Consider the following 11,713-nt stretch of genomic DNA (forward strand, 5'->3'; position numbering starts at 1 on the left):
CAAGCCCTCGCGAACATCCTCCACGCCCTCAGGACCGACCCGTCGGCCCTGTCGTGATCTCCCGCACCACCACGACCCCGCCCGGCGGCACGGTGACCGTACCCGCCTCCAGCCGCTTGCCCGTGAGCAGTTCGGTGGCGTCGGCGGAGACGGGGACCTCGGCGCCGTCGCCCCGGTGGTCGATGAGGAAGAGATAGTCGGCGTCGGGTCCACGGCGCCGTACGGCTTCGATGCCCTCCGGGACGCCGCTCACCACCGGCCGCACGCCGGCCTCTCCCCGGACCCGCTCCAGGAGCGTCGCCAGGGTGTCCGGATCGGGGAGGGTGGCCAGGTACCAGGCGGTGCCCGTGCCGTGGTCGTGCCGCATGACCGCCGGGACGCCCGCGAGCGGGCCGTTCGTGTACGAGGCCACGGCCTCGGCGCCGTCCGGGCGTACGCGCTCCGACCACAGCGAACCTGTGCCGCCGGCGTCCAGGCCGACCGTCTCCCCCGGCAGCAGCGGGAACAGTTCGTCCGTGCGGACGCCCAGCGCCTCCCGGAACGCGCCCGGGTAACCGCCCAGCCGTACATGGCAGTTCTCGTCCACCGCCCCGCTGTGGAAGCCGACCGCGAGCGTGCCGCCCCGCTCGGCGAAGGCGGTCAGGTTCGCCGCGCCCGCGTCGTCGACCAGGTACAGGCTCGGCGCCAGGACCAGGCGGTACGCCGACAGGTCCGCGTCCGGGCGGACGAAGTCCACGGCGACGCCCGCCCGCCACAGCGGCTCGTACCAGGCGCGGACCAGCTCCAGGTGACGGATCGACTCGCTTGGCTGCGAGGGAAGTTCGAGCGCCCACTTCGCGTCCCAGTCCCAGACGATCGCCGTCTCGGCCGTGCCCGTGCTGCCGCGCACCTCCGCCAGCGCCTTCAGGTCCGCGCCGAGCGCCACGACGTCCCGCCAGATGACGCTGTCCGTGCCCGCGTGCGGCAGCATCGCCGAGTGCCACTGCTCGGCACCCGCCTTCGCCGCCCGCCACTGGAAGTAGGCGATGCCGTCGGCGCCGCGCGCGACGTGCGCGAGGGCGTTGCGGCGCAACTCCCCCGCTGTCTTCGCCCTGTTGACGGGCTGCCAGTTCACCGCGCCCGTCGAGTGCTCCATCAGCAGCCAGGGACGGTTGCCCGCGAGCGAGCGCACCAGGTCGCCGCTCATCGCGATGTCGATCTCCGACTCCGGGTCCGTCGACCTCAGATAGTGATCGTTCGAGACGACGTCCAGCTCCGGCGCCCAGCGCCAGTAGTCCAGCGCGTCGAAGTTGTACATCACCATGAAGTTGGTGGTGGCGGGTACCGCGGGGGCCGCCTCCGCCAGGACCTCCCGCTCCGCCGTGCACAGCGACAGCAGTTCGTCGCTGCAGAAGCGGCGCCAGTCCAGCCGGTGGGTGGGGTTCGGGACGGCGCCCGTCGCGCGCGGCGGCAGGATCTCGTCCCAGTCGTAGTACCACTGGCTCCAGAAGGCGGTGCCCCAGGCGTCGTTGAGCGCCGCCAGGTCATCGCCGTACCTGGCGCGCAGCCAGCGGCGGAAGGCCTCCGCGCTCGTGTCGCAGAAGCACTCCGCGTTGTGGCAGCCGTACTCGTTGTGGACGTGCCACATGACGACCGCCGGGTGGTCGGCGTACCGCTCCCCCAGCGCCCGGGCGACGCGCAGCGCCGCCTCGCGGTAGGCGGGGCTGCTCGGGCAGAACGTCTGGCGGCTGCCGTACGACAGTCTTCGGCCGTCGCGGTCCACCGGCAGCGCCTCGGGGTGGGACCTGAAGAACCACGCCGGTGGCGCGGCCGTCGGGGTGGCCAGGTCGGCGGCGATGCCGTGCGTGTAGAGCATGTCGAGAACGCGGTCCAGGCGCGAGAAGTCGTACACGCCCTCGGACGGTTCGAGCAGCGCCCACGAGAAGATGTTGACGCTGACCATGTTGACGCCGGCCTCGGTCATGAGCCGCATGTCCTCGGCCCAGACCTCCTCGGGCCACTGCTCGGGGTTGTAGTCGCCGCCGTAGGCGATGCCGGAGATGTTCAAAGAGCGCGTCACTGGATGACTCCCGTCAGAAGTCGGCGCGTGGTGTTCACGCCCCACTCGTCGAGCGACAGCAGCCGGTCGCTGGAGGCCATCAGGCCGCCCGTCGCCTCCACGTGCGCGGCCCACCGCTCACGGGTCTCCACGGCCGGGCGGGCCATCAGGCAGTCGGGGTCGTTGACCCAGAGGCGGCCGTGCTGCCACTGGCGGCCGACGCCCGTGAACTCGGCCGGGTCCTGGCCGGGCTGGCTGTAGTCGTCGGCCTCGGGACGGCGGTGCGGGGCCGTGTCGGGGCTGACCCGCATCGCGTCGAACAGACCGATTGAGGGGAGGATCGGCGCGCCGCAGCCCAGGAGGTAGGCCTCCGGGCCGATCGCCGCCCGGATGAGTTCGATGCCTGAACGGTATGCCGTCAGGGGGTCCGCGGACCGGTCGTGCCGGACGCCGTCCAGCGCGCCCGCGTACAGGAAGTCGACCTTGAAGTAGTCGTAGCCCTCGGTGCGCAGGGTCCGGAAGACGTCCGTCAGGTAGGCCGCCGCCTCGGGGTGGGTGGTGTCCAGGACCCGCAGGTCGTGGCCCCAGTTGCGGCCGGCGTGCGCGAAGCCGCCGTCGGCGGACCCGACCAGCCAGTCGGGGTGCCCGGCGGCCAGTTCGCTGCTCGGGTCGACCAGGAAGGGAGCCGTCCAGATGCCGGCCCGGCGGCCCCGGGCGCGGATGGTGTCGGCGATGCCGGCGCGGGAGCGGAAGCGGCCGGAGAGGGCGAGCCAGTCGCCGAGGGCGCGCTGGTAGCCGTCGTCGATCTGGACGACGTCGACGGGCAGGTCGAGGGTGTCCATCGCGCGGAGGTTCTCGTGGACGTCGTCCTCGGTGACGGCCGTGAAGTACTCGTACCAGGAGCACCAGACGGTGGGCGCCGGGCGGGGGGCCGGGAGCCCGAGGCCGGCGGCCCACTCGCCCAGGAGCGTCTGGGTGTCCGTGCCGGTGTACTCCTTCACCGGGCCGTCGGCGCTGATCTCGGCCATGGCTCCCTGTGGCGTGAGCCGGATGGACGGCACCTCGCGCACCGGGTCCGGCGCCGCCCACAGACGTACCGGTGAGCCGTCACCGGGGTCGAGGGCCAGCAGTCCCTCCCCCTGGAAGGTTCCGGCGGGGACGGTGACGCCCGGGCGGTAGCAGACCGTCGCCCAGTTGTCGTTGGTCGGGCGGTACGGGGCGGCGTCGAGGGCGTAGGCGCCGCTGGGGCTCCAGGACTGCCAGCCCTCCTCGTGGACACGGGCGCGACGCGGGTCCACGGGGACGGTGGCGGCAGGGGTGAAGGGGTGCTGCACGGAGATCTCTTTCACAACGGAACGAAGGGGCTCGGCCTGCTCAGCCCTTGTTGGCGCCCAGGGTGAGGCCGCTGACGAACTGGCGCTGGAGCACGAAGTACACGATCAGTGTGGGGATCGCGGTGAGCAGGGCGCCGGCGGCGACCAGGTTGGGGTCGGTGAAGTACTGGCCGGAGAGGTTGTTCAGGGCCGAGGTGATCGGCATGTTCTCGCCGGTGGAGATCAGCACGATCGCCCAGAAGAAGTCGTTGTAGATCCAGATGGAGAGCAGGGTCGCCAGGGCGGCCATCGCGGGCTTGCACAGGGGCAGCACGATCTGCCAGTACAGGCGCCAGACGGAGGCGCCGTCGACGAGGGCGGCCTCGGTCAGCTCGTGCGGGAGGGAGCGCATGTAGTTGCTCAGCACGAAGGCGCAGAAGCCGGACTGGAACGCCACGTGGATCAGGACCAGGCCGAGCGCGGAGTCGTACAGTTTGCCGCTCGTCGTGATGCCGGGCAGGTCGACGAGCAGGTACAGGCGGTACAGCGGGGTGATGATGACCTGCTGCGGGAGCAGGTTGCCGGCCGTGAAGACGAGCAGCAGGAACAGGTTGACGCGGAAGTCGAAGCGGCTGACGTAGAAGGCCACGCAGGAGGACAGGAACAGGGTCAGCAGCACGGCCGGGACGGCGATGAGCAGCGTGTTGCCGAAGTAGTGCAGCATGTCCGACTGCTGGAAGGCGTTGGTGAAGTTGTCGAAGCCGAGTTTGTCGGGCCAGGAGACGTAGCCCTTGGTGCTGGTCTCGGCGTACGGGCGCAGGGCCGCGAACAGCGCCCACAGCAGGGGTGCCACCCAGGCCAGGGCGGTGACGGCGAGGAAGGTGTGCAGCAGGATCCGGGCTGGGCGGACGGGGGTGCGCTGCTTGGCCGTGAGGGTCGCGCTCATGCTCGCCGCTCCTTCCGGAAGGTGGAGATCAGGTAGGGGATGATCACGGCGAGGGAGATCACCAGCAGGACGACGGCGATCGCCGAGCCGTATCCGATGCGGCTGGACTCGCCGATGATGTTGTTGGTGACCAGGATCGACAGCAGTTCGGTGCCCTGGGCGCCCTTGTTGAAGACGAAGACCAGGTCGAAGGCGCGCAGGGCCTCGATGATCGTCACGACGAGGACGACGGTGTTCGTGGGCCGCAGGGTGGGGAAGATGACGTTCTTGAACGTCTGCCACTCGTTGGCGCCGTCCAGCGCGGAGGCCTCGCGCAGGGCCGGGTCGACGCTTTTGAGGCCGGCCAGGTAGAGGATCATCATGTAGCCGGCGTGGCGCCAGGACGCGGCGATGAGGATGGCCCACAGGTTGAGGTGCGGGTCGCCGATCCAGTCGATGTAGTGGCCGGGCTTGTTCGCGCCGATGAGGCTGTTGATCAGGCCTGTGTCCGGGTTGTAGACGAGTTGCCAGACGAAGCCGGTGACCGCCAGGGAGACCACGACGGGCAGGAACAACGCGGTCTGGTAGACCCGGCTGAAGCGGATCTTCTTGTCCAGCTGGACCGCCAGGAACAGTCCGAACGGCGTCGGGATCAGGATGAGCACGACGAACCAGATGACGTTGTGCTCGACGGCGGGCCAGAACTGCGGGTTGTTGCTGAACAGCTCCTTGAAGTTGTCCAGCCCGACCCACTTGATCGAGTCGAAGCCGATGCCGTCCCAGGTGGTGAAGGCCAGGGCGATGGAGGCCAGCGCGGTGACCCAGACGAGGGCCACGTGCAGGATCGTCGGCACGCCGGCCATCAGGCCGAGCGTGAGCCGGTCGCGGCGGGTCAGCAGGCGCCGGTGGCCCTGCGGAACCCGCTTCTTCGGGGATGCGGTGCCCGGAGGCGGCACGGCGGCCGCCTCCGGGGTCTTCGTGGTGTCCACGGTCATGGTGTGGGTGCTCATCCGCTTCAGCAGGAGGGTCTCAGCCGGACGCGAAGATCGTCTTCTTCTGGCGCTCGATCGACGTCAGCAGGCTGTCGATGCCCTTGGGGTCGCGGACGAACTTCTGCAGCGCCGGCTGCATCACCGTCGAGGTGAAGTCCGGCCGGCTGTCGCGGTCCATGAACTGCGTGAGGTGCTTGGCGCCGCTGATCATCGCGTACGCCTTCTTCTGCAGCGCGGTGTACGAGGAGGTGTCGGCCTTGGACGAGGCGGCGACGACGCTCGGGTCGGCCTTGAGGTAGATCGCCTCGGCCTCCGGGGTGCCCAGGTACTCCAGGAGCTTGACGGCGGACGCCTTGCTCTTCGGGGCCTTGGAGAGCATGAAGCCGTCGGTGGGCGCCTCGACCGTCTCCTGGCCGTACGTCGGGTCGATCTCCGGGAAGGCGAAGAAGTCGAGGTCGTCGGCGTCGGCTTGGTTGGTGAACTGCTGCGCCACGAAGGTGCCCAGCAGGTACATGCCGGCCTTCTTGGAGACGAGGGTCTGGGCGGCGTCCTGCCAGGTGCGGCCGACGGCGCCGTCCTGGTGGTAGGGGAGCAGCTCGGCCCAGTGGTCGAAGGTCTTGCGGACCTTGGCGTCGGTCCAGGAGGCCTTGCCCGCCATCAGCTCGACGTGGAAGTCGTAGCCGTTGGTGCGGAAGTTGATCTGGTCGAACGTGCCGAGCGCGGGCCAGGCGTCCTTGTCGCCGAAGGCGATCGGGACCAGGCCGTCCTTCTTCATCTGCTTGCACAGGGCGACCAGCTGGTCCCAGGTGGTGGGGACGGTGTAGCCGTGCTGCTGGAACACGCTCTTCCGGTAGAAGAGCGCCCAGGGGTACGTGTACAGCGGCACGAAGTAGTACTTGCCGTCCTCGCCCTTGCTGAGCGCCTTCATCGCGTCGGGGAAGTTGCCGCCGATGGTCTGCCACACGTCGTCGATGGGGGTGGCGAGCTTCTTGCCCGCGAAGAACTGCATGCGGTAGCCGGCGAACCAGTTGAACACGTCGTCCGGGGTGCCCTGGAGGTAGGAGTTGATCTGCTCCTGGAACGTGTTGTGGTCCTTGGTGTTCACGTCGACCGTGATCCCGGACTGCTTCTTGAAGGCCGCGTAGATCTCGGCGAACGCCTTCTTCGGGACGGCGTCGGAGGCGTTGGAGCCGAGGGTGACGGTCTTCGGGTCCGACGAGGTGCCGCTGCCGCCGCAGGCCGACAGGAGGGGGATGCCGGCGCCGAGGACGGCCGCGCCGCCTATGCCACGCAGTACGGCGCGGCGGCTCGCCGAGGGAAGGGCGGGGAGGGAGAGGCGGCCAGAGGGGGTGACGTGGTGCATGAACGACTCCTGACGCGGGGTTCGGCCATGAGGTGCGGCTGAAAATCTGTTCTTAATCGACCAGAAATCAACTTGACCGAACACGGGGTGGCGCAATAACAGCCGTATGTCCGGTCATGCGTCAAGAGCCGCCGCCTTCATTTGTCGAAACGTAATCGACACACCTTGATCACCTTCTGTCCGTTTTCTTGATCACTTGAAGGTGGCGAAGGCCTTCGAGAAGGCGGAATCGGCCTGGAGGATCGAGCTGCACGTGGCGTCCGCGTGGTTCTTGGCACCGCCCGCGCACTGCTTGTCGCGAGTGGCCGACCACATCGACAGCCGGCCGAGCCCCTTCGACTTCGCGAAGGCGACGAGCTGGGTGGCGTCCTCGACTTTGAAGACCTCGGACGTGACGTCGTTCACACCGATCATCGGAGTGACGGCGACCGCCTTCCAGGCGGCACTGTCGCTCAGCCCGAACACACTCTTGACCTGGGCCTGAGTAGCGGTGGCAGCCTGCTCGGCGTACGTACCCATGTCACCGCTGTAAGCCGGACCGTAGTCCATGGCCATGACGTTGACTGTAGCCACCTTCACACCGTTCGCCTTGGCATTGGAGAGCAAAGTCACGCCGTCCTGGGTCAGCCCCTCGGGCATGACGGGGAGCGTGAAGGAGACATCGAGGCCGGGGTGCCGCTGCTGGAGTTTGGCGATCGCCTGGGCACGGCGGGCGTTGGCGGTGGTGTTCGGCAGCGCGCCACCCTCGACGTCGAAGTCGACCTTGGTGAGCCCGAACTGGTCCACGACCTTCCCGTACGCCGTCGCCAGGGCGTCCGCCGAGGAGCAGGTGGTCGCCAGCTCGGAGCCGGAGGCGCCGCCGAAGGAGACCCGGACGTCACCGCCCTTGGCCCTGAGCGCCCCGATCTGGGCGGCCACCCCGTCGCTCCCGAGATCAGTAACCCCGCCCCACCTGGGCGTGCAGCCGCCGCCGTCGGTGACGAAGGCGAGGTGGTAGTCCTTCACCCCGGTCGCGCTCGCGCTCGCGAGGAGGTCGAAGGCGGGGTAGAGGGAGGTGTCGACGTAGGGGGCGAATCCGGCGGAGGCGGTGGTGCCGGTGCCGGGGCTCTCCGAGGGAGCGGCGGTCAGGGAAGGGTCGGAGGTGGGGGCAGGGGTGGCGGTGGCGGTGGCGGTGGGAGTGGGGGGCGCGGACTGTGTCGGCCGTCCGCCCGGCTCGGGCGTGGCGCCGTCGTCGGCGGAGCACGTGGCCCCGTCGACGAGACAACCGACGGGATCCCCGCTGCCGTTGACGACGAAGCCCACGGTGACGGCCTCCCCGGCGGCGAGCCCGTCGGTGTCCCACGTGGGCGGCGAGACGGTCACGTGCCGCCCGCCGACCGTGGAATCCCCGTTCCACAGGGAGCTCAGCTTCGCCCCGGCCGGCAGATCGAACTCCAGCTTCCAGTCCGCCTTCGCCCGGCCGCTGTTGTTCGTCACGACGTACTGCGCGGTGTAACCCGTCGACCAGTCACTGGTCCTGGTGTACGCGGCCCCGACCCCCGCCGCCTGCGCGGTACCGGTGACGAGGACGACCCCGCCCCCCACCACGGCCGCGGCGACCGCACCCCCGATGACCTTGTTCCTGCCACTGTTCCTGCGCCGATGCGTGCTCATCACGTGCCTGCCTTCACTGTTCACGGGGTTTTCCCGGGGGTGGGGTGAGGCAGCACGCTAGCGACCCCGAAGCGGGCAAAGTGCCTGACAGGGACGGGGGTTGAGGATCTTAGGGCGCGCTTAAGGAAGGCATCGGTGACGGTTAAAGGTCGAGACCAATCAGGGGTCCTTCGAGAGGTCGAGGAGCACCACCACGCGGTCGGCCTCGACGTCGAATCCGAGCAACGCAGGCCCCGTGAAACCCCCTTCGGCATACATCGACACGGGCTTGCCCAGGCGCCGGCCGATCGCCCGGAGGAACCCGCAGAACACATCGAGCCGCTCCTGCCCCTGGAGTTCCCGCAGATCGACGTCGAAGTCGATCTCCTCGTCCGAGCAGAAGCGGAAGATCGCCAGCACGTCGGGGGCCGGCCACACGCGCAGGTGGGGGCACTCCGCGCCCGCCGGGCGGGAGTGCACGACCTCCGCCCGCGGGACCGGCAACACCGTGGTGCCCTCGGAGTACTCGCACTGCCAACCGCTCGCGGCGACGAGATCCAGGACCGCCTGCCAGTCCTCCACCGAGGCACCGGGCACAAGCACATCCGGCAGCGAGCCGTCGGGCTCGAAGCACCACTTGACGTCTTCCCACAGCAGGTCGGGCGCGCGCTCCCCCGTTCCCGGCGTCACCTGACCGCCGCCCGCCTCCGCCGCCGCACGGCCCCCCGATGCCCCCGCCGCACCGGCGCGCGTCCGTCCAGCTGGATCCAGAGCCGTACCTCCGTGCCGCCCAGGACCGATGAGCCGACGCGGACGTCGCCGCCCGTCGATTCCGCGAGTCTGCGGACTATGTCCAGGCCGAGGCCCGTCGAGCCGGTGGCGCCCGATCCGTGGCCCCGGGCCATCGCCGCCTCGGGGTCGGGGATGCCGGGGCCCGCGTCCGAGACCAGGACGATCACCGCGTCCTCGCCGTTGTGGACGTCGACCGCGAAGGCCGTGCCCTCCGGGGTGTGACGGAAGACGTTGCCGAGCAGTGCGTCCAGGGCGGCGGCGAGGTCGGCGCGGGCCACGGGTATGCGGACCGGGCGGTCGACGCCGGCCGTGCGCACCTTGCGGCCCTCGTCCTCCGCGAGCGCCGACCAGAACGCCATCCGCTCCCGGACCACCTCCGCCGCGTCGCAGCCGGCGCCCGGTCCGAGGGCCGTCGTCTGCGGCTTCGCCTCCCGCGCCGTGCGGATGATCGTGTCGACCTCGCGCTCCAGCTGGGCGACCGCGGTCCTTGTCTGCTCGGCGGCCGGGGAGTCGCCGAGGGAGGCCGCGTTGAGGCGGAGCACGGTGAGCGGGGTGCGTAGGCGGTGGGACAGGTCTGCCGCCAACTCCCGTTCGTTCGCCAGTAGTTGGACCACCTGGTCGGCCATCGAGTTGAACGCCACCGCCGCGCGACGCAGTTCGTTCGGGCCCTCCTCCGGAACCCTCGCCCCCAGCTTTCCCTCCCCCAGCTCGTGCGCCCCCTCGACCAGCCGCCTCGCCGGCTGCACCATCCGTACGCCCAGCCGGTCGGCGACCGCAACCGAGCCGACGACCAGCGCGAACCCGACCGCCGCGAGCACCGCCCAGGCCGTGCCGACGCCGTTGCTCACCTCGGACTCGGGGACGTACACCTCGATCACCACCGTCCCCAGGCTCAGCGCGACGGGCTGGAGCAGCGCGGAGCCCCCGGGGACCTCGGCGGTGGAGGCGCGGCCCAGTCTCCGTACGGCCGCGATGTCCGCGTCGGCGGCGCGCCGGCGGCCGAGCTCGACGGCGGCCCGGCCGTCGCTCGCCGGTATGTGCACGGCCATGCCGTCGTCGGAGCCGGCCGAGGCCACGACCCGCTCCAACTGGTCGCGGTCGGTCGTGATGGACAGCGCCGGGACCACGACCGCGGCCTCCCGCTCCGCGTTGGAGAACGCGCGGTCGCGGGCCATCTCCTTGATGACGAGACCGAGCGGGACCGCGAAGGCGACCACGACCATCGTGGTGACCGCCAGACAGACCTTGACCAGCGCCCACCTCATCGGGCCGGCCCCGCTTCCCCCGGTGGTTCGAGCTTCACTCCGACGCCCCGCAGGGTGTGCAGATAGCGCGGCCGGGCCGCCGTCTCGCCCAGTTTGCGCCGCAGCCAGGACAGATGGACGTCGATGGTCTGGTCGTCGCCGTAGGACTGCTGCCACACCTCGGCCAGCAGGTCCCGGCGCGAGACCACGACCCCCGGCCGGCCCGCGAGGAAGGCCAGCAGGTCGAACTCCCGGCGGGTGAGGTCCAGCCGTACGCCGTCCAACTCGGCCTGGCGGCGCAGCGGGTCGACGGTCAGGCCGCCGACGCGCAGGACGGCGGAGGGCGGGGCTTCCCCCGCACCGGACCGGGCCCGCCGCAGCACCGCCGCCATCCGGGCCGACAGGTGCTCCACCGAGAACGGCTTCGTCAGGTAGTCGTCCGCGCCCGCGTTCAGCAGCCGGACGATCTCCCTCTCGTCGTCGCGCGCGGTGGCAATGATGACCGGTACGTCCGTGATGCCGCGCAGCATCTTCAGCGCCTCGGAGCCGTCCAGATCGGGCAGTCCGAGGTCGAGAACGACCACGTCGAAGCGGAAATGGGCGACCTCGCGCAGCGCCTCCAGTGCCGTGCCGACGCTGCGCACCGTGTGCGAGGCGTCGGTCAGCTGCCGGATGAGCGCCGAGCGTACGAACTGGTCGTCCTCGACCACGAGCACACTTGCCATGCGCCGCAACCTACGCCATGCCGCCGAGCGCCCTCCGGGCCTGTGGACAACTCGGCGTCTGTGGACAACCGATGGGGCTTCCGTGCGGCACCGGTGAGGCGCGTGGGGCAAGATGGCCCGCGATGCGCAGAGGACTCGTACACCTGTTGGCCTGGTCGCTCGCCACGGGCGCGGCGGTCACGCTGTCGTGGTGGGGCGTCCACACCGTGATGGCGGGCACGGCCTACGACCCGCCGCGTGCCCTGCCGCTGACGGCGGGCGACGCGACCACGCAGGACGCGAAACCCCTGACGACACCGACGCCGACGCCGACCCCCACGTCGACGCCGAACCGGCCGTCCCGCTCGCCGAGCCCGTCCCCGACGCCCGGCAGTACGTCCCCCGCCGCCTCGCCGTCGGCCCCCACGAGCCCGTCCTCCCCCGCTCCCGCCGGCTCGGTCAAGAGCTACAACACCGACGGCGGACGGGTCGTCTTCGACCTCGGCAAGGCCTCCGCGACCCTCGTCTCGGCCACCCCGGGCGCGGGCTGGTCGATGCAGGTGTGGAAGACGGAGTCGTGGATCCGGGTGGAGTTCTCCTCGGGCGCGGACCGCGTCTCGGTGTTCTGCACGTGGCACGACGGGCCGCCGCGGGTCGAGGTGGGGACCTACTAGCCACCCCATCTGAAAGACAACTACATATTGACAGTT

The 11,713-nt window shown here is 70.3% G+C and carries 10 protein-coding genes; 1 reads left to right on the top strand and 9 read right to left on the bottom strand.

Going from position 1 to position 11,713, the window contains the following annotated elements:
* Positions 1-28: 28 nt before the first annotated feature.
* The 9 genes from OG289_RS19255 to OG289_RS19295 all read right to left on the bottom strand — a co-directional run bounded on the left by OG289_RS19255 (position 29) and on the right by OG289_RS19295 (position 11,024).
* Entirely contained in the window at positions 29-2,059 is a 2,031-nt protein-coding gene (locus OG289_RS19255; RefSeq protein ID WP_327315264.1) for a beta-galactosidase, read from the bottom strand.
* On the bottom strand, positions 2,056-3,372 hold the full coding sequence (locus tag OG289_RS19260; protein ID WP_327315265.1) for a glycoside hydrolase family 36 protein: 1,317 nt from the start codon (positions 3,370-3,372) through the stop codon (positions 2,056-2,058). Before OG289_RS19260 ends, OG289_RS19255 begins: the two co-directional genes overlap by 4 nt.
* Positions 3,373-3,412: 40 nt before the next feature.
* Positions 3,413-4,297 (bottom strand): carbohydrate ABC transporter permease, encoded by an 885-nt coding sequence (locus OG289_RS19265; protein WP_327315266.1) that lies wholly within the window; start codon positions 4,295-4,297, stop codon positions 3,413-3,415.
* Positions 4,294-5,271: a carbohydrate ABC transporter permease gene (locus OG289_RS19270; RefSeq protein ID WP_327320733.1), complete on the bottom strand. Its 978-nt coding sequence runs from the start codon at positions 5,269-5,271 to the stop codon at positions 4,294-4,296. Before OG289_RS19270 ends, OG289_RS19265 begins: the two co-directional genes overlap by 4 nt.
* 34 nt (positions 5,272-5,305) lie before the next feature.
* A complete protein-coding gene (locus OG289_RS19275) occupies positions 5,306-6,631 on the bottom strand; it encodes an ABC transporter substrate-binding protein (protein ID WP_327315267.1) in 1,326 nt (441 codons plus the stop codon).
* Positions 6,632-6,823: 192 nt separating this feature from the next.
* Positions 6,824-8,284 (bottom strand): glycoside hydrolase family 18 protein, encoded by a 1,461-nt coding sequence (locus tag OG289_RS19280; RefSeq protein WP_327315268.1) that lies wholly within the window; start codon positions 8,282-8,284, stop codon positions 6,824-6,826.
* Between the two features lie 159 nt (positions 8,285-8,443).
* Positions 8,444-8,953 (bottom strand): hypothetical protein, encoded by a 510-nt coding sequence (locus OG289_RS19285; protein ID WP_327315269.1) that lies wholly within the window; start codon positions 8,951-8,953, stop codon positions 8,444-8,446.
* The gene (locus OG289_RS19290) at positions 8,950-10,320 is read right to left on the bottom strand and encodes a HAMP domain-containing sensor histidine kinase (RefSeq protein ID WP_327315270.1); all 1,371 of its coding nucleotides are present in this window, start codon (positions 10,318-10,320) and stop codon (positions 8,950-8,952) included. Before OG289_RS19290 ends, OG289_RS19285 begins: the two co-directional genes overlap by 4 nt.
* Complete coding sequence (locus OG289_RS19295; protein WP_327315271.1) at positions 10,317-11,024, bottom strand: response regulator transcription factor; 708 nt, start codon at positions 11,022-11,024, stop codon at positions 10,317-10,319. The genes OG289_RS19290 and OG289_RS19295 overlap by 4 nt, the downstream gene beginning before the upstream one ends.
* A 122-nt stretch (positions 11,025-11,146) precedes the next feature.
* Here OG289_RS19295 and OG289_RS19300 point away from each other — a divergent pair, with 122 nt between their 5' ends.
* On the top strand, positions 11,147-11,677 hold the full coding sequence (locus tag OG289_RS19300; protein ID WP_327315272.1) for a hypothetical protein: 531 nt from the start codon (positions 11,147-11,149) through the stop codon (positions 11,675-11,677).
* Positions 11,678-11,713 lie beyond the last annotated feature (36 nt).

The sequence above is a fragment of the Streptomyces sp. NBC_01235 genome (genome assembly GCF_035989285.1).
GTDB lineage: Bacteria > Actinomycetota > Actinomycetes > Streptomycetales > Streptomycetaceae > Streptomyces.